Origin of the sequence: Hoskinsella mucinilytica (assembly GCF_045223415.1) — a bacterium.
GTDB classification, from domain to species: Bacteria; Bacillota_I; Bacilli_A; order Erysipelotrichales; family Erysipelotrichaceae; genus Hoskinsella; species Hoskinsella mucinilytica.
The window spans coordinates 1-25,779 of record NZ_JBEQZJ010000024.1 but is presented as its reverse complement, the minus strand read 5'-3'; the positions used below and the strand labels follow the sequence as shown (position 1 = coordinate 25,779).

At 36.8% G+C, this 25,779-nt stretch carries 26 protein-coding genes, 1 tRNA gene and 1 riboswitch; of the genes, 16 read left to right on the top strand and 11 right to left on the bottom strand.

Annotated features, from left to right (window positions below):
- Window positions 1–3 precede the first annotated feature (3 nt).
- Together UGRO018_RS10040 and UGRO018_RS10035 are read right to left on the bottom strand one after the other, a co-directional pair.
- Window positions 4–1,614, bottom strand: a complete 1,611-nt coding sequence (locus UGRO018_RS10040) for a hypothetical protein (RefSeq protein WP_416326347.1) — start codon at window positions 1,612–1,614, stop codon at window positions 4–6.
- Window positions 1,604–2,311, bottom strand: coding sequence for an ABC transporter ATP-binding protein (locus UGRO018_RS10035; RefSeq protein WP_416326346.1), 708 nt, complete (start codon window positions 2,309–2,311; stop codon window positions 1,604–1,606). The genes UGRO018_RS10040 and UGRO018_RS10035 overlap by 11 nt, the downstream gene beginning before the upstream one ends.
- A gap of 129 nt (window positions 2,312–2,440) precedes the next feature.
- Window positions 2,441–2,612: riboswitch (Lysine riboswitch) on the top strand.
- A gap of 72 nt (window positions 2,613–2,684) precedes the next feature.
- Between UGRO018_RS10035 and UGRO018_RS10030 the strand changes: the two genes are divergently transcribed.
- From UGRO018_RS10030 to UGRO018_RS10010, 5 genes are all read left to right on the top strand, one after another.
- The gene (locus UGRO018_RS10030; protein ID WP_416326345.1) at window positions 2,685–4,076 is read left to right on the top strand and encodes a YfcC family protein; all 1,392 of its coding nucleotides are present in this window, start codon (window positions 2,685–2,687) and stop codon (window positions 4,074–4,076) included.
- A gap of 9 nt (window positions 4,077–4,085) precedes the next feature.
- Complete coding sequence (locus UGRO018_RS10025) at window positions 4,086–5,246, top strand: M20 family metallopeptidase (RefSeq protein ID WP_416326344.1); 1,161 nt, start codon at window positions 4,086–4,088, stop codon at window positions 5,244–5,246.
- A gap of 106 nt (window positions 5,247–5,352) precedes the next feature.
- Window positions 5,353–5,622 (top strand): zinc ribbon domain-containing protein, encoded by a 270-nt coding sequence (locus UGRO018_RS10020; RefSeq protein WP_416326343.1) that lies wholly within the window; start codon window positions 5,353–5,355, stop codon window positions 5,620–5,622.
- Between the two features lie 239 nt (window positions 5,623–5,861).
- Window positions 5,862–6,245 (top strand): hypothetical protein, encoded by a 384-nt coding sequence (locus UGRO018_RS10015; protein WP_416326342.1) that lies wholly within the window; start codon window positions 5,862–5,864, stop codon window positions 6,243–6,245.
- A gap of 187 nt (window positions 6,246–6,432) precedes the next feature.
- A complete protein-coding gene (locus tag UGRO018_RS10010; RefSeq protein ID WP_416326341.1) occupies window positions 6,433–8,148 on the top strand; it encodes a phage tail sheath family protein in 1,716 nt (571 codons plus the stop codon).
- A gap of 60 nt (window positions 8,149–8,208) precedes the next feature.
- On the opposite strand, the gene UGRO018_RS10005 is transcribed toward UGRO018_RS10010, so the two are convergent.
- The 3 genes from UGRO018_RS10005 to UGRO018_RS09995 form a co-directional block, all read right to left on the bottom strand.
- Window positions 8,209–10,167: a penicillin-binding transpeptidase domain-containing protein gene (locus UGRO018_RS10005; protein WP_416326340.1), complete on the bottom strand. Its 1,959-nt coding sequence runs from the start codon at window positions 10,165–10,167 to the stop codon at window positions 8,209–8,211.
- A gap of 115 nt (window positions 10,168–10,282) precedes the next feature.
- Entirely contained in the window at window positions 10,283–10,840 is a 558-nt protein-coding gene (locus UGRO018_RS10000; RefSeq protein ID WP_416326339.1) for a chromate transporter, read from the bottom strand.
- Between the two features lies 1 nt (window position 10,841).
- Entirely contained in the window at window positions 10,842–11,387 is a 546-nt protein-coding gene (locus tag UGRO018_RS09995; RefSeq protein ID WP_416326338.1) for a chromate transporter, read from the bottom strand.
- A 156-nt stretch (window positions 11,388–11,543) separates the two neighbouring features.
- Here UGRO018_RS09995 and UGRO018_RS09990 point away from each other — a divergent pair, with 156 nt between their 5' ends.
- The 4 genes from UGRO018_RS09990 to UGRO018_RS09975 all read left to right on the top strand — a co-directional run bounded on the left by UGRO018_RS09990 (window position 11,544) and on the right by UGRO018_RS09975 (window position 16,531).
- Window positions 11,544–12,248 carry an ABC transporter ATP-binding protein gene (locus UGRO018_RS09990; RefSeq protein ID WP_416326337.1) on the top strand — a complete coding sequence of 235 codons (705 nt, stop codon included), beginning with the start codon at window positions 11,544–11,546 and terminating at the stop codon, window positions 12,246–12,248.
- Window positions 12,248–15,496, top strand: coding sequence for an FtsX-like permease family protein (locus tag UGRO018_RS09985; protein WP_416326336.1), 3,249 nt, complete (start codon window positions 12,248–12,250; stop codon window positions 15,494–15,496). Before UGRO018_RS09990 ends, UGRO018_RS09985 begins: the two co-directional genes overlap by 1 nt.
- 360 nt (window positions 15,497–15,856) lie before the next feature.
- Window positions 15,857–16,168, top strand: coding sequence for an MBL fold metallo-hydrolase (locus UGRO018_RS09980; RefSeq protein ID WP_416326335.1), 312 nt, complete (start codon window positions 15,857–15,859; stop codon window positions 16,166–16,168).
- A gap of 15 nt (window positions 16,169–16,183) precedes the next feature.
- A complete protein-coding gene (locus UGRO018_RS09975; RefSeq protein WP_463667557.1) occupies window positions 16,184–16,531 on the top strand; it encodes an MBL fold metallo-hydrolase in 348 nt (115 codons plus the stop codon).
- 43 nt (window positions 16,532–16,574) lie between these two features.
- On the opposite strand, the gene UGRO018_RS09970 is transcribed toward UGRO018_RS09975, so the two are convergent.
- The 3 genes from UGRO018_RS09970 to UGRO018_RS09960 form a co-directional block, all read right to left on the bottom strand.
- Window positions 16,575–16,651: transfer RNA gene (locus UGRO018_RS09970), tRNA-Arg, on the bottom strand.
- An 18-nt stretch (window positions 16,652–16,669) separates the two neighbouring features.
- A complete protein-coding gene (locus UGRO018_RS09965) occupies window positions 16,670–17,893 on the bottom strand; it encodes an EAL domain-containing protein (RefSeq protein ID WP_416326333.1) in 1,224 nt (407 codons plus the stop codon).
- Window positions 17,894–17,965: 72 nt separating this feature from the next.
- A complete protein-coding gene (locus tag UGRO018_RS09960; protein WP_416326332.1) occupies window positions 17,966–18,736 on the bottom strand; it encodes an HAD family hydrolase in 771 nt (256 codons plus the stop codon).
- Window positions 18,737–18,879: 143 nt separating this feature from the next.
- Here UGRO018_RS09960 and UGRO018_RS09955 point away from each other — a divergent pair, with 143 nt between their 5' ends.
- The 6 genes from UGRO018_RS09955 (at window position 18,880) to UGRO018_RS09930 (ending at window position 24,073) form a co-directional block, all read left to right on the top strand.
- Complete coding sequence (locus UGRO018_RS09955) at window positions 18,880–19,689, top strand: Cof-type HAD-IIB family hydrolase (RefSeq protein ID WP_416326331.1); 810 nt, start codon at window positions 18,880–18,882, stop codon at window positions 19,687–19,689.
- Between the two features lie 65 nt (window positions 19,690–19,754).
- The gene (locus UGRO018_RS09950) at window positions 19,755–20,390 is read left to right on the top strand and encodes an ABC transporter ATP-binding protein (protein ID WP_416326330.1); all 636 of its coding nucleotides are present in this window, start codon (window positions 19,755–19,757) and stop codon (window positions 20,388–20,390) included.
- Complete coding sequence (locus tag UGRO018_RS09945; protein ID WP_416326329.1) at window positions 20,383–21,162, top strand: ABC transporter permease; 780 nt, start codon at window positions 20,383–20,385, stop codon at window positions 21,160–21,162. The genes UGRO018_RS09950 and UGRO018_RS09945 overlap by 8 nt, the downstream gene beginning before the upstream one ends.
- 294 nt (window positions 21,163–21,456) lie before the next feature.
- On the top strand, window positions 21,457–22,662 hold the full coding sequence (locus tag UGRO018_RS09940) for a tetratricopeptide repeat protein (RefSeq protein ID WP_416326328.1): 1,206 nt from the start codon (window positions 21,457–21,459) through the stop codon (window positions 22,660–22,662).
- 194 nt (window positions 22,663–22,856) lie between these two features.
- The gene (locus UGRO018_RS09935; protein WP_416326327.1) at window positions 22,857–23,291 is read left to right on the top strand and encodes a membrane lipoprotein lipid attachment site-containing protein; all 435 of its coding nucleotides are present in this window, start codon (window positions 22,857–22,859) and stop codon (window positions 23,289–23,291) included.
- On the top strand, window positions 23,264–24,073 hold the full coding sequence (locus tag UGRO018_RS09930) for an AAC(3) family N-acetyltransferase (protein WP_416326326.1): 810 nt from the start codon (window positions 23,264–23,266) through the stop codon (window positions 24,071–24,073). The genes UGRO018_RS09935 and UGRO018_RS09930 overlap by 28 nt, the downstream gene beginning before the upstream one ends.
- Here UGRO018_RS09930 and UGRO018_RS09925 read toward each other — a convergent pair.
- The 3 genes from UGRO018_RS09925 to UGRO018_RS09915 are packed head-to-tail and all read right to left on the bottom strand — an operon-like array spanning window position 24,042 to window position 25,050.
- Window positions 24,042–24,515, bottom strand: a complete 474-nt coding sequence (locus UGRO018_RS09925) for a GAF domain-containing protein (protein WP_416326325.1) — start codon at window positions 24,513–24,515, stop codon at window positions 24,042–24,044. The genes UGRO018_RS09930 and UGRO018_RS09925 overlap by 32 nt on opposite strands.
- Window positions 24,516–24,574: 59 nt before the next feature.
- Entirely contained in the window at window positions 24,575–24,856 is a 282-nt protein-coding gene (locus tag UGRO018_RS09920) for a spore coat protein (protein WP_416326324.1), read from the bottom strand.
- Window positions 24,853–25,050 carry an oxidoreductase gene (locus UGRO018_RS09915; RefSeq protein WP_416326323.1) on the bottom strand — a complete coding sequence of 66 codons (198 nt, stop codon included), beginning with the start codon at window positions 25,048–25,050 and terminating at the stop codon, window positions 24,853–24,855. Before UGRO018_RS09915 ends, UGRO018_RS09920 begins: the two co-directional genes overlap by 4 nt.
- Before the next feature lie 109 nt (window positions 25,051–25,159).
- Between UGRO018_RS09915 and UGRO018_RS09910 the strand changes: the two genes are divergently transcribed.
- The gene (locus UGRO018_RS09910) at window positions 25,160–25,723 is read left to right on the top strand and encodes a DUF402 domain-containing protein (protein WP_416326322.1); all 564 of its coding nucleotides are present in this window, start codon (window positions 25,160–25,162) and stop codon (window positions 25,721–25,723) included.
- The last annotated feature ends 56 nt before the right edge of the window (window positions 25,724–25,779 follow it).

Sequence of the window (25,779 nt, the reverse complement as noted above, 5' to 3'; positions counted from 1 at the left end):
TTTCTATTTTAAATGAAAAGTCTTAAACGCAAGCTTCCATACAAGAAGGGAAGCAATGGCAATATAAAGTAAGGTTACGATCAATACGCCAATGGTAAATACATAGGAGCCTTCGATTCGTAGAGATAGATAACATAGAAAATAAACGATAGCGTTAAGGATGGATAGAAATGGATTTTTCATATCTAGTTCCTCGTTATATGGTTGAAAGATATAGTATACAAAAAGGTAATGAAGACTAAAAAAGAAGGATAATACGATTAAGGTGAAATCAAATAAAAGTAAACTTTGCCAAGTGAAGGTGATCTTGTATACATATGCAATCAGATTGATAGATAAACAGACGAGGGCAACCAGAAACAAATTGTATTTTGATAAGGTCCATAGGCGTATTCTGAAATTGGTGAAGATTGCTTCTTTCTGGCGATAGTAACCATAGTGTAATAAAGAAACATCGCAATTCATAAACATTGCACGACATGCTCTTTCTGAGATGTTTAACAAATAAAGTAGGAATACAAAGGGAGGAAGTAGTGCCATAAGAGAAGTCGGTTCAAGTACATCTTTTATGAAGAAAGATAATACAAACAAAAGAACGGTTGGCACAAGTATGATGATCACTCTACGTTTGATCGGTTTATAGATCAAGCGCTTATGACGTTTGAAAAAGAGTTCATTCATATAAGCATATCCATGTTTCTTTGTGGTGATCCCTTGTTTAAGCTCTTCTTTGGTATAATCTTTTTCATTTAACACAACATCGACTTGATGATTATCACCTTTTGATTTGGTCAATAGATCCAAAGAAGCACTTTCTTCAATCAACAACAAAACAAGTTTTTTGTAGGATTGACTTTGCTTTAGATAATGGATGGCCCATAGGCTAAGTAGACCAAAACAAAAGCATACTATGAAAAAGATGTGATAGATATATGGCATGCTAGGACGCTGCCAAATAAGGAATATCGCAAGGAAGAATACGACGATTGGAATTATGGATTTATATTTATTGTTCATCATAAATAAGGTTGCTTTTTTCTCATATAAATATAAATAGATAGCATCTAAGCTGACATGGCTACATAGATAAAGACATGCGAATAGCATGGCGTACCAAAAGGGCAGTCGTAATATAACATTGGTGATGAAGGCAGCAATCATAAGTGTCAACGTATTCCATCCATATTGATATAGACTTTGGGTTAAAAGATATCGTTTGGATTCCATATGTAATAGACGAATCATGATATAGGTTTCATCACTTGCACGCCAAAGCAGACCATTTAACAAGGCACCGCAACATCCGGTAAATAGCAGATAGATCATCAAACATAATTGTTGGGATAAAGCAAAATCTAAGGTATCACTTTCCATGCTTGATAATAAAATAGGCAATAAAACAACAAGAAATAAATATAGAAAGTTTTTTAAAAGGCTCCCAAGTAGGGAAAATACGATCATCAAAATACTAAGGAATCGTTTCAATCCAAGTAAGCGATACACTTTGTTCGGTATTTTTTTTCCGATCCATGGAAGTTTTTGTAGGAAGTATAAAAAGCCATTGACCTTTTTGGTCGCAATTACACGATGTAAAAGATAAATATCATTCCACATGATCATCTTCCTTTAACATGGCTACGACACGCTCTTCAAAATCAGGACTGTTCAATAGCTCATGATCCAATAACTCTAATTCACCATGATTCAATAAGATGATTTCATCACATAGATCACTTGCTAGTTGTAAAACATGTGTAGAGAACAATAAAATATGATCTGACTTCATCTGTAATAATAATTGCTTCATTTCACTTGCGACAACGACATCAAAAGAAGTGAGTGGTTCATCTAATAAAATGACATCCGGATGGGTCAAAAGAAAACTTAACATTTGTAGTTTGTTTTTCATTCCATGAGAATACCCCTTGATCAAACGATGGCGATCATCCTCTTCGATACGCATAAGACGAAAACAATCATCGATATCTATTCGCTTGTCTAAATTACTTTGATTAATTTCCATATAAAACTTTATATACTCATATCCAGTCATAAATTCAGGTAAAATTGGTAAACTATATGCATATCCGACATCCATTTCATTGATTTCTCTTTTTCCTTGATGATCTTGGATAAAGACATGCCCCTCACTTGGTGTTTCTTGTGCAATACAATTAAACAACGTTGTTTTTCCACTACCGTTTCTCCCTAATAAGCCATAGATCTTACCCTGTTCAAAGGTAAAACTGCAATCCTTTAGGACTTGTTTATCACCAAAGGATTTTTTGACTTGATCTAATATCAGTTGCATTCTATTCCTCCTTATGAATTTATGTTTAGTGTATAGAAAAAGGAAAACTTTGTCAATCAAATGATTCACTAAAATAAGAGGATATCAGTTGCATTTATGATAGAAGGATGGTACACTATACAAGCCTTGTTTTTAAGTGGAGGTGCGTTGATTAAGAGTAGGATATCGTAGACTGAACGTCAATGAGGGTATCTGAAAGGATGATACGCCGAAGTAAATGTGTTCAAAGCATTTGCTGGGGGTATGTTTAATAGACATGCCACTGCCTTTATGATTCACGTAAAGGAGCGCTATCTTAAAACGTCAAAGTAAACCAATGTAGGTCTTTGCATGTTTTGGGATGCAAGGACTTTTATTTTGGAGGAATTCGTTTATGAATAAGAAAAAGGAACGTAAGTTTCAAATGCCCCATGCCTATGTCATTATTTTTATGATGACCATACTAACTGCGATTTTAGCGAATGTAGTACCTGCTGGTGTATTTGATCGTGTGGAAGATGCTGCGGGTAATACGATTGTTGTACCCGGTAGTTATCATGCTGTGGATAAAGTTGGATGCTCTATCTTTGATATGTTTAAAAGTATTCAGCTAGGATTTGTAGATGCGGCGCAAATCATCTTCTTTATTGTATTTGCCTATGCATTTGTTTATATTTTAATTAAAAACGGAACTTTTGATGCTGTGGTTGGTTTTATCTTGCGAAAGATCGGTGATCGCATTGAACTAATCATACCGGTATGTATGATTACCTTTGGATTACTTGGTTCTACTATGGGAATGTTTGAAGAAACTTATGGGTTATTACCTGTATTTATATCTATTGCTGTTGTCCTTGGTTATGATGCTATTGTTGGTGGTAGTATCATTTATCTTGGTGTTGCGATCGGGTTTGCATCCGCAACCATCAACCCTTTCACGATCGGTATAGCGCAAGAAGTTGCTGGTGTTACCTTATTCAGTGGACTTGCTTATCGTGTTGTTTGCTTTGCTGTTTTCATGGCAATTGCCATATGGTATGTTTGGCATTATGCACATAAGGTGAAAAAAGATGCAACTTGTTCTGTTTTATATGGAGAAAAGCTTGATATGTTAGAAGTCGGTTCCAAAGAGGAGCTTATGAAAAGCAAATTTACGATGACTCATAAAATCAGTTGTCTATTGTTTGTATTTACCATTGCGATGCTGTTGATCGGCACGATACAATTTGGTTGGTATATTGATGAAATAGCGACCTTGTTTATCATCATGATGATCGTAACCGGGTTGATATCAAAGTTTACACCAAGTCAGATTGCAGAGTTTTTCATTGAAGCCAGTAAGGAAATGATGTATGGCGCATTATTGGTAGGAATTAGTAGAAGTATTCCGATCATTATGGATAATTCTTATATCATCGATACCATCGTATATTGGTTAAGCAATATATTGACAAATTTTGAAGGTATGTTAAGTGCCATGGGTATGCTGGTCGTACAAAATATCATCAACTTCTTTATACCAAGTGGTGCGGGACAGGCTTTGATCACGATGCCGATTTTAGCACCGGTAGGAGAAATGGTCGGTGTGAGCCGTCAAGTCAGTGTGCTTGCCTATCAATTTGGTGATGGGTTCTCTAACATATTCTGGCCAACCAGTGTCTTTATGATGTGTGGAATCATGCGCCTTCCTATCAATAAATGGTATAAATTTGTAACACCATTATTCGGTATGTTATTTGTAGCTTCTATCGTATTATTATGTATTGCAGTTGTGATCGGATATTAGGAGTAAGATATGGAAAGAAAAAAAAGATTATTTGAATTAGCAGATCAAAAGGCTTCTTTGATGGAAGAGGTCAGTGAATTTATTTTTGAACATCCTGAATTAGGAAACGAAGAGTATGTGTCCAGTGCATATCTTGTGGAAAAGCTAAGGGAACAAGGCTTTATTGTCACAATGCCTTATTTGGATATACCTACGGCATTTCGTGCGGAGCTACCATGTAAAGAAGGTGTAAAGGTAGCATTTCTTGCGGAATATGATGCGTTACCCGGATATGGACTTGAGAAAAAACAGAATGCACATGCTTGTGGTCATAATTGGATCGCAGCTTCTACCTTTGGAGCTGCCATTACGCTAGCAGGAATGAAGGATGAAATCAATGGAAGTATCGTTGTGATCGGTACACCTGCAGAAGAAACCCTAGGGGGCAAATGTGATTTGGTAAAACGTGGTGCCTTTGATGATATCGATGCAGCACTTCAGATGCATTTGGGTGCGGAAAATAACATTAATGTTGTGACATTGGCCATGGATTCCATCGAATTTAATTTCCATGGTGTAGCTGCTCATGCGGCAGCATATCCGGAAAAAGGTGTGAATGCACTAGATGGTGTTCAACTGATGTTTGCCGGTGTCAATGCATTTCGTCAACATATGCGCAAAGATGCCAGTGTAGCAGGTATCGTGACAGAAGGTGGAATTGCTTGCAATACGGTTCCGGATAAAGCAAGTTGTCGTTTCTATATCCGAGCAAAAGATCGTGCTTACCTAAAGGAACTGACCAAGCGTATCATTGATTGTGCAAAAGGAGCAGAGTTGATGAGTGGAGCACGCTTAGAGTATCATAATTTTGAAAACTCTTATGATGATCTAAACTACCATGAAAAAATGAGAACCCTGTTAAAACAAAATCTTATGGATTTAGGCGTAACTTCCTTTGTGGAAAAAGATGAAGAAGCTAGTGGATCCAGTGATATCGGAAATGTTTCGCAGGTTTGTCCTACGGTATATTGTGAAATTGATACAGGCGCAAGACCTAAAGTATTCGCACATCATGAAGCGTTTCTTGAGTATGTTCATGGAGAACATGCACAACATACCTTACATGTTGCTGCCAAAGCGATGGCGCTTACAGCATTACAAATATTTGAAGATCCTAGTATTTTGAAATAAGATTTATAAAATGGATATCGCAAAATAAGCGATATCTTTTCTTTACCTGACATAGGGTGTCAACTTTAAGCTGGTATACTTTGTTCATAAAAAGGAGGACGACAAGATGGAAGAAAAATTTTGTCAATGCTGTGGCATGCCAATGGGCGAAACAGATGAATTATATGGAACCAATAAAGATGGAAGCAAGAGTCAAGATTATTGTGAATATTGTTATAAGGATGGAGCATATACCTTCCATGGAACGATGGAGGAAATGATTGAATATTGTATTCAACCTATGTTGAAAGCAAATCCTGATTTAAAAGAAGAGGAAGCCAGAGCAAGAATGATGGCATGGTTTCCTACACTAAAACGTTGGAAGAAAGTATCATAACAAGCGACTGTCAGCGACACATCACGAGCTATGAAGTGCTGAGATAGCAATCGTATCGTTATAAAAAGCAAATGAAAAGTAATGCATTCATTTGCTTTTTTTGGATATATTAAAGTTTTGATGAACTTCATTTCATCGTAAATAAGGTAAAGTAGGAATCGATATGAAAAACAATGTTAGTATACAACTAGAAAAAAGTGATATGTAAGATTATAACGTAGATAAAAGAGGTGGTATCTATGAGCTATAAAAAACATGATGGGTTTGGGATCTGTGCAGATTTATCCGCTCCTGAGAATATGAGGGTTTTAAATTCTTTTCAAGATAACGTATTTCCTCTAGGCCCTTATTTGTGCATACCTATAGAGATAAGAAGTGCACAAGGGAGTCCAATGTTATATGAAGTGATAGTGATGGATCACGTAGATTATTTTATTTATGAAATATGGATCGTTGAGCAAGCAAAATCAGTCAAGAGATTTCTAAAAGAAATCAACATACCATTATCAGAATTTCGAGAAAATTTTTATGTGAGTGTTAATGTAACACATGAAGATATTGCTGAAAAATATATCGAACAGATATTTTCGGAAACATTTCATAAAGAAACTGGGAATAAATAAAAGAAATCTATCGAGATGTCAAAAAAATGGCATCTTTTTTATATGAGTTATATGATTTGCAGAATAGAAATCACTTTTCAAGACTGATTTTAAAATGTGGAATGATTCAGTGAAAAACAGATAGATGTGATACAATATATGATAGAGTAAGACATTATGAATGAGTACATAAAAAGGAGGAAGTATCATGGCAGAATATGGATCACCGGGTGTTTATGTAGAGGAGTTTGACGAGGGACCAGGACCAGGGGAAGGTGTAGCTACATCAACAGTTGGATTTATCGGACTAGCAAAGCGAGGACCTGTTATCGGAAAACCGGTATTGATCACTTCATTTTCACATTTTTGTAGTATGTTTGGGGGATATTTAGATGACTCTGTAAAATATCGACATCTGGCGTATGGAGTGGAACAGTTCTTTTGTAATGGTGGCAGTCAATGTTATGTTATGCGTGTCGCAAGTAATCAAGATACGGCGGCTGTCTTAGAACTATCTCATGAAGGTGTTGACTTGCATCTGGAAGCAAGTAGTGTAGGTGCATGGGGAAATGAAATGCGTATCACGATAGAAAAAGAGCGGTTGATGAAAACAAATCTATTAGAAGAAGCGAAGGATCCAGAACAGCGGATTTTTCATGTCAAAAGTACGTTTGGATATATGGTAGGAGATCTTGTGGAACTTGTTTGTGGTGAAGGAAGAGAATACAACCGTATTGTCAGTATACGTGAAACAGAGCTAGAGCTGGAACATAATGTTTCGATTCCATATGTAGACGATCATCAAATACCTTCCATATTATTATATAGAATCGGTTTTCTCATGCGAGCAGAAGGTGATGATCATGCAGAAACTTATCATGTATCATTGAATCCAGAAGCTGAGGATTATGTAAACCATGTTATGGGAGAAGGAAACTTGTTACATGTAATGTTTTCTATGAAAGAAGAAACTATGGATCATCTCATTACTTGGATGGCGAAGTTTCAACTTGATGATGCAGGCTATACCGGTTTTTTAAAGGGTGGGAAAACCGTGATAGAAGAGAGTGAAGAATTATTTTTAGGTTATGATGAAGGGCCTGGTAGACGTACTGGTCTAGAAGCTTTTATGGATGTGGATGATGTCAGTATTATGGCGATACCGGGAGTAACCATTCCAAACGTACAAAATGCATTGATCAAGCATTGTGAAAATATGGCAAATCGTTTTGCGATTTTGGATATGCCAAAGGATACACAAAGTGTAGAAGAAATGATGACGTATCGTTCTCATTTTGATTCCTCATATGCTGCCATTTATCATCCATGGCTTCAAATATTTGATCCGATTATAAAAAAAAGTACCTTTTTCCCACCTAGTGCTTCCATGGCAGGTATTTATGCACGTGTAGACAAGTTCCGTGGCGTACATAAAGCGCCTGCAAACGAGATTGTTTGTCATAGTACCGGCTTAAGTGAAAATTATAATGAGAGGGATCAAGGGATGGTAAATCCAAGGGGGATTAATCTGATTCGAACATTGCCAGGTCAGGGCACCCGTGTTTGGGGAGCCAGAACAATGTCTTCTGATGCATCTTGGAAATATATCAATATACGCAGACTCTTTATTTATATGGAGGAAAGTATCCGTGTTCTTACACAATGGGCTGAATTTGAACAAAATGATATCTATCTTTGGATGCGTGTACAGGGAAGCATTCGTGTGTTTCTTCATACGCTGTGGAGAAATGGGGCATTGGTAGGATCCAGTGAGGATGAAGCATTCTTTGTTAATGTTGGTACGAGTACGATGTCACAGGATGATATTCGTGAAGGCAGATTGATTTGTGTGATTGGGGTTGCGCCGATTCGTCCAGCGGATTTTGTTATCTTCTATATTAAACACAAGACAAAGGAAATATGAAATAGATCATAAATATCAAGACTAAATTCAAGAAAAAAACAGCTATGCTGTTTTTTAATGTTATTCTAATAAACTTCTCCAAAGCGATTGCATCAATGGTACGACGTATTTACTACCACCTACATTTTCTGTATGATCTACCATTAAGGTGATAGCGTAATCCTGATTGATAGAACATAACCATCCGATTTCTTTATCACCAACTTCTGCAGTTCCGGTCTTGCCTCCGGCATTGGCTGGGTTTTCACCAAATTGGGCATAAGAAGCAATTAAGTCCTTTTGCATGATAGCAGCACTTGTTTCACTAACGGCTTGTTCTTTCCACACCTTAGCTTTACCATCTTGATAAAGAAGATAAGGCATAGGAAGGGTTCCTTTGTTTTGTATCATAGCATACATTGCTGTTAAGTGAATCGGAGATACTTGTAGCTTTCCTTGACCATATCCGGTATCCGCAAGGGTAATATCTTTTTCTAAATCGCTTGCTTCTCCATAACTACTTGCTTTCACTGCGAATGGGAAATCCATCTTTTCATTAAAACCATATGCATCAAGTTGTTTGGCATAAGAAGATGCGCCCATCTTTAACGCAACTTTCGCAAAGTAGGTATTGTCTGAATAAATCATTGCATTCTCAAGGTTTGCCGCTCCATCATAGGCTGTTGTTGTGGTGACATAATAATCGCCCCAACTGGAATCTTTTTGCCATTTCTTGTTTGCTGCTTGACCTAAATCATCTTCAGCACTCATGGCTTTGGTATCTAAGCCGGCGACTCCTGTGATTGCCTTGAAGGTAGAACCTGGAGCATATAAACCTGTGAATCTATTTTCCAATGGATTATCGCTATCCTTTGTTAATTCATTCCATTTTTCATTGCTCATACCAAGAGAAAAGTCATTGGGATCATAAGCAGGTGTAGATACTAATGCGAGTACTTCACCGGTATCCGGTTTCATGACAACACCGGCACCTTGATCTTTCTTTAACTGTTCATATACTTTCTTTTGGACATTAACATCGATGGTCGTTTTGATATTGGCACCATTTTTTACTTCTGATTTTTGAATGGTATCTACAACGCTTCCATTTCTTACGACTTGAATCGCAATTCCGCTTTGACCATGTAATTTACTTTCATAAATACTCTCCAGACCACTTTTTCCAATAATGCTTGTCGCAGTATAGCCTTGTCCTTGATGTGCCTCTAATTCTTCGGCATTGATGGTCTGTACATAGCCTGTGAAATGAGCACATAGTTCTTTATAAGGATATATACGAGCAGTAGTTGAGTGAACACTCACACCGGGTAAATCATCATATTTAAAATCCGTATCCTTTGAGATTGTTTTTACAGGAACAAAAAGATCATCTTTTACCCAACTAGCACTCATTGCTTGTTCAATGGCATCTGCACTTATGTCTAAACGTTTTGCTAAGGTTTTGATTTCATTTTTCGATGATAGTTTTCCAGGAACAACGCCAACCTCAAGTACTTCGCCATCTGTGGCAAGAAGTTCATTGTTGCGATCTAAGATATCCCCACGTTTTGCATCTTCTGTAGAAATGGTGATACCATCTCCGTCTTGCATTTGCGGAAATATTTGTGCATAACTCCAATTCAGCTTATATTCGCCATCTTCTTTTACAATTTCCACTGTTTGATCAAATGCGATGGGACCGGCGATACTATCCATAGACAGATGATAAGCAGCCGTTTTTCCTTGATCGTTATCTAGGATATCTTTTGTTTCTATTTTGATGTTGCTAGCTTCAATTCCATCATAGATATTTTGATACTTTTTGATGAAGGTATCATGATCATGAGTTTCTTTCGCTTGTGTACTGAGCATAGCATACATCGATTCATAATCTTTTTTGATCCATGCTTCTTGGTACTTTTTCCATGCAGAGTCTGCTGATGGCTGTGCATTCCTATAAAAGAAAATACCCCCGATGATGATGACAACAGCAACAACAGCACTACCAAGTATGGTCATTTGTTTTTTTGTAAGGTTCATAGATTTTGCCTCCTATGTAAGTATTGTAACACTTTTAAATAGGTTGTTGGGAACTTTTTTATATCTATGATCATAAAAAAAGCTCTCATGTTATCTTATGAGAACTTATTTTGATTTATAACTGAAAGAGAATACCGATTCCTGCGGATAATGCAATACATAAGATCGGATGCCATTTTTTCTTAGTGGAAAGATAAAAGATGACAAGAAATAACAAGACACAAGGCCAGCGTATGATATCTAAGAGTTGTTTTCCCTCTTGAAATAAAGCTGTAATGAAAATAGAAATACCGGCAGAAGCAATCAAAGCTGTGACAGCAGGTCGTATACCATAAAAGATAGATTGAACAATGCTACTATCCTTAAAACGTTTTAAAAAGCGAGCGACGATGCAAATAACGATGATACTTGGAGCAACAAGGCCTAGTGTTGCGATGATCCCACCAGGTATTCCTGCGATATGATAACCGGTATAGGTTGCCATATTGATTCCGATCGCTCCTGGAGTAGATTCACTGACTGCAATCATATCCGTTAGCATGCTCGTTGTGAACCAATGATATTTTTCTATCATCTCAGAAAGGAAAGGAATGGTTGCCAAACCTCCGCCCAAAGCAAATAATCCGGTCTTGAAAAATTCAAAAAAGGCAAGTAGAAGCAATGTCAGATCCATATCAAGCACCTCCATTCTTACGTATGCGATGATATACAACACCACAGAATGCAGCTAATATTACGAATAAAACAGTCGGTAATGTGGTAAAAGTAACAGCAATGAGCACGATAAGGAACAACAGCATACCAAAGGTATCCTTAATTCCATTTTTCCACAACTTGACAATGGCATTTAAAATCAGGACACAAACCGCTACACGGATTCCTGCTAAAGCATGTTGAACGATAGCCAAAGAGGAAAAGGCAGTTAATAAAGAAGCAATCATCAAAATAATGATAATGCTTGGTGTGATGACACCTAATGTTGCGATGATCCCACCCCATACTCCTTTTTGATCATAACCGATAAAGGTAGCAGTATTCACCATGATGATGCCGGGAGTACATTGACTGACCGCATAATAATCCATGATTTCCTCTTCCGTTGCCCAACCTTTCTTCTCAACGACTTCCTTTTGTATCAGAGGTAGCATTGCATAACCACCACCAAAGGTAAAAGCGCCGATTTTCATAAAAGTAACAAATAATTCCATATAAATATTCATAAGATCCCTCTTTCATTCATAGAATTGCATTCTTATTATACTAGATACGAAAGTTGAAGCAAAAGGGGAAAGTGAAAAACCTTTGGTTGTACTGTTAAAGTTTTTTAATTTCCTGTATAATATAGAAAAGAAAGTATACTGGAAAGGTCGATGTATATGAGTGCCTATATTGAATTTCAAGATGTCAAAAAAATTTATAAAATGGGAGAGGTGGAAATCGAAGCATTGAGTGGTGTAGATTTCACGATTGATAAAGGGGAATTCGTTGTTATCGCCGGAGCGAGTGGGGCAGGTAAGAGTACGATCTTAAATATTTTAGGTGGTATGGATAGCTGTAGTAGTGGGAACATCTTTGTAGATGGTAAAGAAATCAGTAAGTATAATGCGAAACAATTAACTACCTATCGACGTTATGATATTGGATTTGTATTTCAATTTTATAATCTGGTGCAAAATTTGACCGTAAAAGAAAACGTAGAGCTTGCGGCGCAGATTTGTAAGGATCCATTAGATATCGATGAAACGATCGAAGCAGTTGGATTGAGTGAGCGTAGTGGGAATTTTCCGGCACAGTTATCCGGTGGTGAACAACAGCGAGTTGCGATTGCAAGAGCGATTGCGAAAAATCCAAAGCTTTTATTATGTGATGAACCAACCGGTGCACTAGATTATCATACAGGAAAACAAATTCTAAAGTTACTTCAAGATACTTGTAATCAAAGAGGGGTTAGTGTGATCGTCATCACTCATAATTTAGCATTAACGGCAATGGGAGATAAGGTCATTAAGGTTCGCAATGGAAGAATAGAAAGTATTACAATAAATGAACATCCATTACCAGTAGAAAGGATCGAGTATTGATGAAATATTCTGCACTGAGAAAGGACATCATAAGAGAAATGCGCAAATCGTTAGGGCGGTTTCTTTCTATATTTGCAATCGTTGCCATTGGGGTAGCGTTTTTTGCCGGTGTAAGAGCAAGTGTTCCGGTGATGAAGAACAGTGCGGATCATTATTTTGATGAGTATAACTTTATGGATCTAAAGCTGATGTCTACGATTGGTATGACAAAAGAAGATGCTGATGCCATTTCTAAGGTGGATGGGGTAGAAGGTGTATATCCAAGCTATTCCATTGATGCATTGAATACCGTTGATCATAAACAAAGTGTCATAAAGGTGATGTCTTTTCCAATGGGGAAAACAGAGCATAACAACAATTATATCAATCAAATGCGTATCATCAATGGTAGACTTCCTGAAAAAGAAAATGAATGTGTGATCGAGCACGAAGAAATCAAGGGAGGAAGTGCAAAGATCGGAACAACCATTACGTTAAGCAGTGGAAATGATGAGGATCTAAAGGATCGTTTGAAAAATACGACGTATACAATTGTAGGAGAGGTGACGACACCAAATTATTTATCCTATGAAAAAGGAAGCTCTTCGATCGGTAGTGGTAGTATTGATCAATATATTTTTATTCCCGAAGGGAATTTTACGATGGATGTATATACGGAAATCTATGTTACCATCAAGGGTGCAAAAGATTATAATTCCTATAGTGAGGATTATTTTGACGCCATTGATTCCGTGAAAACAGAAATTACGTCATTAGGAGAAGAACGTGCAGATATTCGATTTGAAGAAATCAAAGCCAAAGCTTTGAAAAAGGTTGAAGATGGCCGTAAAGAATATGAGAAAAATGAAAAAGCCTTTCATGAAGAAATCAAGAAAGCGAAGAATCAGCTAAGTGATGCACATGATCAGACTTTGATCGCACAGGCAACCTTAAATGCCAATCAATTATCAACACAACAGATGTTAGCATCGAAAGAACAGGAAATTGAACAAAGTGAAGCACAGTTGACAGCGTTGGTATCACAATACGATGTGCTAAAAGGAAAATTAGAAGAAGAAAAGGCTAGCTTTGATGTCCAAAGCGCTGAGTTGAATCAAAAGATCGAGGATGCAAAGGAACAAGTATCTGATTTAGATCGACAAATCAAAGAGGTAGAAGATCAACTTGCGCAACCGGATCTTACCGAATTAGAAAAAACATTGTTAGAGGAAAAAAAGAAGACATTAGAGATGACAAAGACCTATGCGTTACCTACGTTGGATCTTTTGAAACAGCAATTGAATATTTTACAAGAAACCTTAGATGCCGGTATGAGTCAGTTGAGTGCATTGGATGAACAAATCAACAATGCCCAACAGCAGATCGAAGTAGGGAAACAACAATTAGCACAGGCCAAATTAGATGCTCAAAATCAGTTTGATGCTGCTCAACAGCAGATCGATGATGGAAAAGCACAGGCAATAAGTGGACAAATTACATTGGAAAAGCAAGAAAAAGACGGTGCGGAAAAATTGGCAGAAGCCAAAGAAAAGCTAGATAAGAGCGAGGAAGATATTAAAGCGATGGAAACACCTCAATGGTATGTGTTGGATCGTAATTCTCATTACTCCTATCGAGATTATGGTAGTGCTGCGGATAGAATGGGTGGAATAGCGAAGGTGTTCCCATTGTTCTTCTTTGTGGTTGCTGCCCTTGTATGTTTGACAACGATGACACGAATGGTAGATGAACAGCGTCAAGAAATCGGAACCTTAAAAGCATTGGGTTATTCTAAAACAAGCATTGCGGTGAAATATGTTGCTTATGCGGGTGTCGCAAGTATTTTCGGTGGTATCTTTGGTTCTGTAATCGGGATGATCGTATTCCCAACCGTGATTTATAATGCATGGAATATCATGTATACCCTTCCCGGAGTACAATTACAATTTCAAATAGGATTAGCTGTACTATCGATCGGTATCGTATCATTGATTACCATAGCTGCAGCATTTGCAGCAGTTTATAAAGAATTGATGGATGTGCCAAGTCAACTGATGCGTCCTAAAGCACCGAAAGATGGCAAAAAGATCCTTTTGGAGCGCATACCTTTTGTTTGGAAACGTTTCAATTTCATTCATAAGGTTACGGCCAGAAATATATTTAGATATAAGAAACGTTTCTTTATGACGGTCATCGGGATCAGTGGATGTAGTGCCTTGTTGGTCGCAGGCTTTGGTATTCAGGATTCTATCAGTGAAATCGTGGTATTGCAATATGAAGAATTGAATCCTTATGATGTCAGTATGAATTTTTCATCTGACGTAACCGCATCACAAAGAGAAGATGCTTTAGAGAAATTAAGCGCAGATCAAAATATTGACAAAGCAATGGGAGTCGCAATTTATCATGGCTTTTATGCGGATTCAGGCGAAGATAAAGGTGTAGATATTTATGTGCCGGATGATGTAACTGCTTATCGTGAGTTTACGAAACTTCGTACACGAAGCGGACATGAGGCATTGACATTGGGAAATGATGGTGCGATTATGACCGAAAAACTGGCGAAGTCAAAAGGAATTTCCGTTGGCGATACCATAGCCATCGATAATGGAGATGGTGTGAAAAAAGACATCAAGATTACCGGCATTTCAGAAAACTATGTAGGTCATGCGATTTATATGACACCGACCTATTATAAGAGCATCTATCATACAACGGCAAAAGATACAACATTGCTCGGCATTATGAAAGATGTCAATCAACAAAGCGAAGAAACGCTTGGAAATACGTTTATGAAAGTAGATGGTATTGATTCTGTGACATTCTATAGTGGAATCGCTTCTAGCTTTGAAGATACCATTTCATCTCTATCCTTTATCGTTGTGGTCTTAATTATATCCGCTGGTATGCTGGCATTTGTTGTACTGTATAATTTGACCAATGTAAATATCAGTGAACGATTAAGAGAAATTGCGACCATCAAAGTGCTTGGTTTCTATGATAAAGAAGTAAGCGCATATGTCTATCGAGAAAACATCATCCTAAGTCTGATTGGCGCATTGGCCGGTTTGATTTTAGGAATCGGCTTGCATGCGATGATCATGAGCTTGGCAGAATTAGATACCGTTATGTTTGGACGTAATATCGATACCATTTCGTTTGTATACTCTGTATTAATTACAATGGGCTTCTCTATCATTGTCAATTTGGTGATGTATCGTAAATTACAAAAGATTCCTATGGTAGAATCGTTGAAATCAGTGGAATAGTGAAACTATTCCACTTTTCTATGTTATTAACTGCACATCAACCGGTTATGAGGAAACATAGTGGAAAAAGATAGTTGATATAGTATAATTTTTATAATGAAGTATAGGAATAAATGATGATTTTGTATATGAAAAGATTCAGACACATATTTGGTACTGCTTGAATAAGTTCGTTTTGTCTATTGAAACAAAGACATCTCTTTGATCTTACAGTTTATGAAAACAAGCAATACCGTTATCCTTTATTGAGAGAATAGAAAGAAGGTAACTTATGGAACCATGGTTTCATGTAGAATGTATCCATCATGATACATTCGTCATCAGTGAATATCAGCACTGGGAAGAAACAATTGTTATGTATTGATAGGAAGTGTTTCGGCCTTATTGATCGATACCGGATTGGGTGTCACAAAGCTTCTTCCTGTCGTTCGATCTTTGACGAAACTTCCGATTATCGTTGCATTGACACATGCTCATTGGGATCATATCGGAGGTCTGCACGAATTTCAAACGATTATGGTTCATGAAGAAGAGGCTAGCTGGATATCCGGAAATTTCCCACTTCCACTTGAGGTCGTAAAACAAAATCTGATGAAAGAACCATGTCAAATGCCAAGTTCTTTTCAAGAACAGGCGTATCAAATTTATGCGCTAGGTTATTCGAAACAGTGAAAGGATCAGGATGCGATTGACTTAGGAAATCGTAAGCTTCAAGTGATACATACACCGGGACATTCTCCAGGACATGTGTGTTATTATGAAGCAATACGTCAGGAGCTGTATTCAGGTGATCTGATTTATAAAGGTTGTTTGGATGCGTTTTATCCGACCACAGATCCTGTTATGTATCGAGCTTCTTTACACAAGCTCAAAACACTTTCCATTCAAAAGGTATATCCCGGACATCATTCCTTAGCGATTACCGCATCATTCATGGATGCGATCATACAGGCATTCGATATGCTCGAACAAGAAGGAAAGCTAACACATGGCGCCGGTATCTTTTCTTATGATGGATTCAGCATTCATCTATGATGCCATAAAAAAAGAGTACACACGTACTCATTTATCATATCTTTGGTGCGCCTGACAGGAGTCGAACCTGCGACCTACAGAGTCGGAGTCTGTTACTCTATCCAGCTGAGCTACAGGCGCATAGCAAGAATGACAATATTATATCATAGGATCATCATTTGTGCTATTTGTATTTTGATGAGACAACAAATTCAAATAATCATGAGTTGAAAGAGGTTGATAGAAATAAAATCCTTGAATCATATCTACTTTCCATTCGGTTAAAAAGTCAACGACTGCTTTCGTTTCTACACCTTCGGCAACGATATGATAATGTAATTCCTTTAATAAAGATATCAAATGTTGTAAAACAATTCGTTGTTTGTTAGAGCACCCTTTACGAAAAAAGCTTTGATCCAATTTGATGATATCAATAGGCAACTCACTTAAAATTGCTAGGGAAGCATATCCACTCCCAAAGTCATCCAAAGCAATACGAAGGCCGGCCGTTTGTAGCTGATTGAGGAAAGAAAATAAAGAATGAGAAGAAGACAACGTGATATCCTCACTTAATTCAAATTCAATATAGGTCGAAGGAATCTGAAATTGTTGTATGATCTTTTTACTTTCTTCTAAATAATAGGCGCCATCTTGAAAAGAATGAAACGAAATGTTGACACTGATGGGAAGAAGTGGTAAATGATGATTGATACAATATTGTAATAGACGACAGCTTTGTTCAAGTACAAAAAGATCCAGGATCCGAATGAACGCATTTTGATTTGCATAAGGAAGAAAGTCAGATAATGGTATTTCCTGCGCATCTTGTACAAGGCGTAACAGGGCTTCCGCACCTTTGATCTGTTTGGTTTGTGTATCAACTTTAGGTTGAAGATAAATCTGAAACTGTCCGTTTTTTAAAGCCTGAGGAAGATAACGTTCCCATGTTTCCGATGCTAGATACTGCTGTATATCCAGCTTATGAAAAAATTCATAAGATGTCGTATAGAGGAATCGCTCATTGTTATGATGTAAGGCAAAGCGTGCTTGGCGAACAGCTGTTTCATAATCAATACTGTCTCTTAAAAAACAGATACCGATGGCAATATGAAAAAACTGATATTGTTCGATGGTATCATCTGCGATTGCAATCCAATTCATGATGTCTAATGGATGAGTAGCTCGTAAAAATACATGAAATTCATCTTCTATTACAAAAATACGTTCCTCTTTGCTTAGACAAGAAGAAAGAAGCAATGTCATTTTCTCTATCACTTCTTGTCGACACTTCCACAACATTGGGGAAAAGCGCTTTGGTTGTATGATTAAGAGTGCATATGCATGGTTATCTACGCTATCATAAAATAATTTGGCTTGTTGCATGAAAATCCTCCATTGTTATCAATAGCATGGTCGAAAAAGAAAGATTTATAAAAAAACCGCAGATGTTTGCGGTTAAATTAGTTTTAATTGTTTTAAAGTTTGAGCAATACCCGGCTCATGGCTTGGGGCACAAACGATGTCTGCATATGCTTTAAGCTGTGGGGCTCCATTTCCCATAGCAACACCGATTTCAGCTTGTTGTAACATTTCCAGATCATTTAGGTTATCACCAAACGCCAGATAATTTCCTTGAGGTATCCCAAGATGGGTCAAAAGATGAGAAATACCTCTTGCCTTATTGCCATCTTTGATCAAAACATCCATGATTTCATCGCAACTCGGTTGCAATAGGACATTTTCGATATTTTCTAACATAGATAAATCGTCATTCTTTCCAAGTAGCGACATCATATGTACCTCATCATGGTCCCAATCACGGATCTTGGGCTTATGCATATGGAAGATATCCAATAACGCCTCTTCATGTTGGTTCAGTTCTCTAGTAAGGAAGATATCTTCACCTGTGACATAGGCTGCGATATTTCGTTGTTTCAGAATGGAAAAAATCTGTGCAAGCTGATTCATAGAAAAGGTATGCTTCCAAATACACTGAAAATTTTTATCATAGACGAAATTTCCACCGCCACCGATAAAACCATCCCACTCGATTCCATCAAAGACAGGAACACTTCTTGCCATACTTAAGGCTCTTCCACTACACAATACTACACGATATCCGTTTCTTTTCAGCTGTTTCACAGCTTCTTTTGATTCTGGCAACACTTGATTGCTTGTATGGTCATAATAAGTACCATCAATATCTAAAAATACTGCTTCTATCATATCATCATCTCTTTCTACAGCTTCATTGTATGAAAAAAATACGAAAAGAGCAATCAAAAAATACAAAATCAAAGCCAATCGGATATTGCAATCTCAGGATTGATTCCCTATAATGAACATGAAAGAAAAAGAGGAAAAGGATTATGAAATATAAATTGATCGTCATGGATATGGATGGGACCTTAACCAATAGCAAAAAAGAAATCTCACCTTATACGCAAGAAATATTGATAGAGGCACAACGACAAGGTGCAAAACTGGTACTAGCCAGTGGACGACCTACTCATGGACTATATAAAGAAGCAAAACAACTTAGAATGGATGAATTCGGTGGTATCCTAATGTCCTTTAATGGCGCAAGGGTCATAGAATATCCGAAAGAAACGGTATTATATAATCATGTAGTGCTACCAAAATGTAAACGTCCGATCATCAACAATGCCAGAGCATTGAATCTTTCGGTCATGATCCATGACGGAGAATTTGTAGTTACAGATGATGAAAACTGTTATAAGGCAGACTATGAAGCAAGTATCTGCCATATGAACATCAAAGTGGTTGAAGATCTGAATGCTTATGTGGACCACTTTGATCCGAATAAATTTTTGGTAAGCGGGCCTGCCGATTATCTAAAAACACAATTAGAAGATTTTCGACTTCCCTTTGGCGATATGTTGACGATTTGTACTTCTGCACCTTTCTATATTGAAGTGGTGGATAACGGCATCGATAAAGGAAGCAGTCTACGTCAGCTTTGTGAAACACTCGGTATTTCTCAAGAAGAGGTCATTGCCTTTGGTGATGAAATGAATGATTTGACGATGCTTCAATACGCAGGACATGGTGTCGCAATGGGAAATGCAGTTAAGCCGATTAAGCTCATTGCTGATGAAGTAACTTATAGCAATGACGAAGATGGCATTGCACATGTAATTCAACCATATCTGTCATAAAGAGATCGTTTTGATCTCTTTTCTATATTAAAAGAAGAAGGAAATAAAAGGAAAAGAGGGGTAATATGATTGAAATCAAACACTTGAAATTTAAAACGATCTTAGATATCGAACATCTTCAGATCGATCATGATATCAGTTGCATCGTTGGCGGCAGCGGGAGTGGAAAGACAACACTATTGCGCATGTTGAATCGAATGAGTGATCCTGATGAAGGAACCATTTTTTATCAAGGTAAGGATATCAAACTTTGGAATCCGACAGAATTAAGAAGAAATATCGTAATGCTAGCTCAAACACCTGTAATGTATCATGGTAATGTGGAAGATAATCTTCAAATCGGATTGCGCTTCAGCAAACGACCACCTGCATCACAAAAACGTATGAAAGAATATTTAGAAAAAATGCAACTTACCTTATCCTTAGATCAAACAGTTGAAAAATTAAGCGGTGGTGAAAAACAACGTCTTTGTTTGGCAAGAATCATGCTAATGGATGCTTCATTATATTTATTAGATGAGCCAAGTAGTGCTTTAGATAAAGGAACAGAACGCTTTGTTATGGAAAATATGGCAACATTTGCCATGGAACATCATAAACAGTTGATCATGGTGACACACTCAGAAGAAATAGCAAAAAGCTATCCCGATGATATTTTAAGGATAGAACATGGACAATGTAGGGGGTATGAACATGAATGATACCGTGATGGATCTATCGATCTTACAATTGACCTTTGCATATGTTTTTGTACTTGTTCTGCTTTTGATTTTTCGCTATCGAGGAATACGCAGAGAACGCTTGATCTTGATTGCCACAACGAGAATGACCCTTCAATTAACCGTGATGGGATATATCTTAATGTATGTATTTGATCATCCAAGCTGGTATATCACGATATCAATGCTCGTTGTTATGCTTTCCTTTGCGGCATATAATGCAATCAAACGAGTGAAATATGATATGTCAAAAGAGTTAAAACGCTTGATGGTTTTTTCTATGATCTTTGGATACCTTATCATATCCTTGGTCTTCCTATGGTTTGTACTACAAGTGGAGCCATGGTTTGATCCGCAATACGTCATTCCGATCAGTGGGATGATCGTTGGCAATGCGATGACAGGAATTGCATTGGGAGCCAATCGTTTATGTTCCAATATGATTGATCATCATGCCGAAATAGAAAATTCACTCATGTTAGGAGCAAGCAGTAAAGATGCCGTTTATGAATATGTCAATGACGCCTTTGATGCCGCAATCCTACCAACCATGAATAATATGCTTACCATGGGTATCGTTTCTTTACCCGGAATGATGACAGGGCAGATCTTATCCGGAACCTTTCCCTTGACCGCAATCAAATATCAAATTGGTATCATGCTTGCGATACTGGGATGTACTGCCATCACGGTTGTTGTATTCGTTTCTTTGGGATATCGCACGTTTTTCAATAACAGCGATGCTTTGAAGTGATATGTGACATGTATGTGACATATGAACGATTATCTCTTTTTGGTCACATTTTATGTCCATTTTAGCTTTTTTAATACTATTTGCTTGTAATGCATATGTATTTGTGATATATGTTTTAAGTGTTCAGTTATCATAAGTTAAAGATGATATGAGTGTGTCTTGAAAAGGAGGAGAGAGAAAATGAAATCATCATTGTATGGCAACCTGATTAGGCTGATCAAGGCGCCAACAAATTTTCCATACCGTATGGAGGATACTCATGACTATCGTGGATAAGAAGCAGAGAGACTCAGTGTGAAAAATCTAGAATTTTGTGGACCTATGATTCGTTTTTATCGAGAACAGAAAGGAATGGACATAGGCAGGATCTGCATACAGACAGGCATACAAAAACCACTTTATGTAGAATTAGAAAAAGGAAAGAAAGAAGTTTTACTAAGCACCTGGAAAAGAATTTGTGATGCTGTAGGCATTGATTTTGTTTACTTGTTTAAAAATGAAGATGTTTATGAGGAGTTATATAAAGATAGTCTTCACGCTTTGCTTTATGATGATATGAACGAGCAACAAAAACTTTTTGTAAAGCTAAAAGAAGAAGAATTGAAACAATCCATCCTATTTCCAAAATTTGTTCTGGTACGCTTTATCTATGAAGCGATGAATAAAGAAAGACCATCCGATAAACTCATGGGCTATCTTGAACTATTCAAAGATGTTTACTCTCTTTCAGAACAATGTATTTACTATGATTACTATGGCTTTATTCTTCAAAAGGCGAAGCAATATGATCAAGCAAAGAAGTATTATAAAAAAGCAGAAGCATTGGCAACTTTGGAACATAAGGATATGCTATATTATCATATGGGAATGCTCCATTATAAGCTAAACGAACCTTTGAAAGCGTTACACTATTTCAGAAGGGCATATGGCATGTTTGAAAAAAGTTGGAATATCAATCGTCTTCTATATACTCATGGAAGCATTGGTATCTGTTATATACGAATGGCGGAATTTGTATTAGCAAAGAATCAATTAGAAGAAACCATTCGCTTAGCACAACAATATAAAAATGATTATGTCATTTCAACTACATATGATAATTTGGCATTTAATAGCTTTAAGATGCGAGATTATGATACATGTATACGTTATGCTAGCAAAGCAATAGAGAAAAATACGAATTATGCTTATTTGTATTTTTATCTTTCCTATTCCTATCTGATGCTTGGAAAGAATGATGAGGCTAGTCATTGGATTCTTGCCAGCAAACAGATTGATATGGATAAAGCGGCACAAGGAATGATGTATTATGCACAATTGCTGATGGAACAAAAAAGCTGTACACATTTTCTTCAGAAGTTATATGAATATCTTGTTGAAGAAGAATTTTATGAGCTTCAAAAGTTTATATTGATGGATCTGGCTGATATTTTTCAAAAAGAAAACAAGTACGAAAACGAAAGCAAATGTCTAAGAGAATTATTACGATTAAGTAAGTGAAAGAAAGAGACGATCATGTTTCTTTCTTTTTCACGAAAAGAAGATTCCACGATATGAGTATGAATTGACACATGATCTCGATCCTATACAGAAAGAATAAACGCTTGCTTGAAAAGTGTCATTCATTTTCTTAGGATAACATATTATAAAATTGAAAAATGTGGTAAAATAAAAAAAACAGGAGGATGTTGCTTATGAAAAAAATATTATGCGCAATCCTATCTCTCTTCCTTATATCAGGTTGTAGCGGATCAGATAAACCATCTCATGAACCAATTGAAGTAAGTGCACGAGAAGTTGTTGACCGTCTACAAGATCAAGATCAGGATACGTTTCTACTATATATTACGACCAATAGCTGTTATTCCTGTGATGAATATAAAAAGGTGATTGAAGAATTACAGAACATCAAACCTTTTGAAATTTATGAACTAACCATCCATCTTGAGGAAGAAGATGAAGATGTCAAAGAGGCATTAAGTGAACTTGAGGTATTCATTGGAGAATATACGACATACCCTATGACGTATTATTTCTATAAGGGCAATCTACAGCCTGAAAATATCAAACAGGGTTATATAGAAAAAGAGGATTATGAAACATGGCTGAAAAATCTACATATTTTATAGACCCTATGGGTAGTGTCCTACATAAAGAGGATATACAGACACAATTAGAGCACTTAGGTATACAAAAAGGTATGCTGTTGTTTGTGAATGTTGATATGAAGATGATGGAAAATATCAATGGAGGAGCACAAGCAATCGTGGAAGCATTAATGGAAACAGTTGGTTATGAAGGTACTTTGGTAGTGCCATGCTTTACTCCACAGCATAAAGATCCCGCTTGTCAATCGATAAAAGCCCCACGCCAGTATTGGAAGGAAATCAGAGAACATGCGATACCGTTTGATAAAAAACTGAGCGAGCCAATGGGAAGTGATGATTTTGTCTATCAATTTTTAAGAAACGAAGCGGTTATACGAAGCTATCATCCTCTTTATAGCTTTGCGGCATGGGGAAAATATGCAAAACTGATTTGTGATAAACACCCTCTCCATTTTGCACTTGGAAAAGATTCTCCTTTAGGCAAGATTTATGAAATGAATGGATATTGTGTTTTGATTGGAAGTGGCTATGATGATTGCACCATGTTTGAAATGGCTCAATATCAAGAAGAACTATTTCCGATCAAGTTGGTATCTGCACCAATTGAAAGTAACCATAAATGCACTTGGATCGACCTATTAGATATCGAACACGATAAAAAAGACTTCTCAGATATCGGAGAAGTCATGGAAGATCGAAAAACAGTTAGATCAACCTATGTTGGTAACACTCGTTGCAGAATGTTTTCCGCAAGAGAAGCAGTCAATCTGGCTAAATCTTATTTTCATATACATTATGAGTAAGTAATATCTTTACTAATTTAGACAAATAATAGATATCTACATCATCAAATTGATGATAAACATCAGAATCTATATCAAGGACACCTATAAGGGTGTCTTTTTCCATTAACGGTATAACGATTTCTGATTTACTATCGACATCACAAGCGATATGACCGCAAAACTCATGTACGTTAGGAACACATTGAACTGTTTTTTCCTTTGCACAAGTGCCACAAACACCTTTGCCATAAGCAATCGGAGTACAAGCAGGTTTTCCTTGAAATGGACCAAGGATCAATTGTTGTTCATGACTACGATAAAATCCAGCCCAATTAATATGAGGTAGGCGATGATATATTAAACTAGATATATTTGCCATACGTGCAATTACATCATCTTCTGGATTACAAAGCGTCAAAGCATTTTCCAATAGCTCCTCATAACATGTTTCTTTTTTCATATAGTTCCTTCTTTCTCTTTATGTTATCTTATCATGAAGGAAGTAAAAGAAAAAGCGAATTAAGATAACTCGCTTTCACTTTTACTGAATTTTGTATATGCCTTAGAAATATTTTTTGCACTATCTGCAGTCATTTGATACCAGCTTTGAGAACACATCATTTCAAATACATTACGCTGTTGTGTGGAAATACAGTCATACAATTCCTTGATTTCACTATATAAGCTTTCATTGCTTGCTTCCTGTGTGAAGGTATTGTATTCTGCTTTCATATGTTTTAAAGTAACCAATAAGTTAGTGGCAATATCTTTTTCGCTATAGCTTTTGCTAGATTGACTCATGATTCTTTTGCCTCCTTTTCAAGGATCTTGACCATTGCTTGGTAATGCTCCTTTAATTTTTCATTTACATCTTCAAAACAGGTTTTGACTTCTGGGGTAGAAAGCATGGTTACATCATTGGCAATTCGTTTGTTCAATACCAATGTTTGATCCAATAAATCTTCCAGATATAAGACGTCCTTTGGTGTTAACATGTTCAACAACTCCTTTCGTTTTTTAGTATGCTCTTTAAAATCAGTTCTATTCCTTACGACAACAAAAAAGAAAGTATGGTATAATAATGACTCGCAAGGAGGAAAGAGCATGCAGGTAAAGGAAAAAGATTATGTATATATCCAAAGCTTTAAACATGATGGAAGTCTGCATCGTACTTGGGCACAGGGGTATGTAATCGAGGCAAATGATAAAAGAATCGTAGCAGTTACGAATCGTACATTGGTTAGTGAGGCTGATGGTAGAAAGTGGATCACAAGAGAGCCGGCGATTTGTTTCTTTTATCCAGATAAATGGTATAATGTGATTTGCATGATAAGAAAGACCGGGATTCATTATTATTGTAATTTAGCCAGCCCTTCTTTATATGATGGAGAGGCCATTAAAAATATAGATTATGATTTAGATGTTAAAGTGAACCCAATTGGAAAAACAACCTTACTGGATGAAGATGAATATGAGCAGCATAAGCAAGAAATGCGTTATTCCGTCGATTTAGATCGTGCCATTCATAAAGGTCTGGATCGATTAATGGTAGATATCCATTTAAGAAATTCACCTTTTGATCATCAGGAGATATCTAGACTATATGATAAGTACTTGAGTTTTATGGAAGAAGGAAAATCTGGTTTTGTAGGAAAACAGCATAGATGAAGGCTTTATGAAAAAAATAAAAAAAATTTAAAAAAGCGTTGACAGGAAGAAGTATG

Coding starts and splice junctions, on each gene's coding strand:
- UGRO018_RS09965 (WP_416326333.1), bottom strand. CDS start 17,893: ATGCAACAAGCCAAATTATTTTATGATAGCGTAGATAACCATGCATAT.
- UGRO018_RS10025 (WP_416326344.1), top strand. CDS start 4,086: ATGGAAAGAAAAAAAAGATTATTTGAATTAGCAGATCAAAAGGCTTCT.
- UGRO018_RS09925 (WP_416326325.1), bottom strand. CDS start 24,515: ATGAAAAAAGAAACATGTTATGAGGAGCTATTGGAAAATGCTTTGACG.
- UGRO018_RS09960 (WP_416326332.1), bottom strand. CDS start 18,736: ATGATAGAAGCAGTATTTTTAGATATTGATGGTACTTATTATGACCAT.
- UGRO018_RS09920 (WP_416326324.1), bottom strand. CDS start 24,856: ATGAGTCAATCTAGCAAAAGCTATAGCGAAAAAGATATTGCCACTAAC.
- UGRO018_RS10020 (WP_416326343.1), top strand. CDS start 5,353: ATGGAAGAAAAATTTTGTCAATGCTGTGGCATGCCAATGGGCGAAACA.
- UGRO018_RS10030 (WP_416326345.1), top strand. CDS start 2,685: ATGAATAAGAAAAAGGAACGTAAGTTTCAAATGCCCCATGCCTATGTC.
- UGRO018_RS09990 (WP_416326337.1), top strand. CDS start 11,544: ATGAGTGCCTATATTGAATTTCAAGATGTCAAAAAAATTTATAAAATG.
- UGRO018_RS09985 (WP_416326336.1), top strand. CDS start 12,248: ATGAAATATTCTGCACTGAGAAAGGACATCATAAGAGAAATGCGCAAA.
- UGRO018_RS10010 (WP_416326341.1), top strand. CDS start 6,433: ATGGCAGAATATGGATCACCGGGTGTTTATGTAGAGGAGTTTGACGAG.
- UGRO018_RS09945 (WP_416326329.1), top strand. CDS start 20,383: ATGAATGATACCGTGATGGATCTATCGATCTTACAATTGACCTTTGCA.
- UGRO018_RS09955 (WP_416326331.1), top strand. CDS start 18,880: ATGAAATATAAATTGATCGTCATGGATATGGATGGGACCTTAACCAAT.
- UGRO018_RS10035 (WP_416326346.1), bottom strand. CDS start 2,311: ATGCAACTGATATTAGATCAAGTCAAAAAATCCTTTGGTGATAAACAA.
- UGRO018_RS10005 (WP_416326340.1), bottom strand. CDS start 10,167: ATGAACCTTACAAAAAAACAAATGACCATACTTGGTAGTGCTGTTGTT.
- UGRO018_RS09930 (WP_416326326.1), top strand. CDS start 23,264: ATGGCTGAAAAATCTACATATTTTATAGACCCTATGGGTAGTGTCCTA.
- UGRO018_RS09995 (WP_416326338.1), bottom strand. CDS start 11,387: ATGAATATTTATATGGAATTATTTGTTACTTTTATGAAAATCGGCGCT.
- UGRO018_RS10040 (WP_416326347.1), bottom strand. CDS start 1,614: ATGTGGAATGATATTTATCTTTTACATCGTGTAATTGCGACCAAAAAG.
- UGRO018_RS10015 (WP_416326342.1), top strand. CDS start 5,862: ATGAGCTATAAAAAACATGATGGGTTTGGGATCTGTGCAGATTTATCC.
- UGRO018_RS09915 (WP_416326323.1), bottom strand. CDS start 25,050: ATGTTAACACCAAAGGACGTCTTATATCTGGAAGATTTATTGGATCAA.
- UGRO018_RS09950 (WP_416326330.1), top strand. CDS start 19,755: ATGATTGAAATCAAACACTTGAAATTTAAAACGATCTTAGATATCGAA.
- UGRO018_RS09910 (WP_416326322.1), top strand. CDS start 25,160: ATGCAGGTAAAGGAAAAAGATTATGTATATATCCAAAGCTTTAAACAT.
- UGRO018_RS09935 (WP_416326327.1), top strand. CDS start 22,857: ATGAAAAAAATATTATGCGCAATCCTATCTCTCTTCCTTATATCAGGT.
- UGRO018_RS10000 (WP_416326339.1), bottom strand. CDS start 10,840: ATGGATCTGACATTGCTTCTACTTGCCTTTTTTGAATTTTTCAAGACC.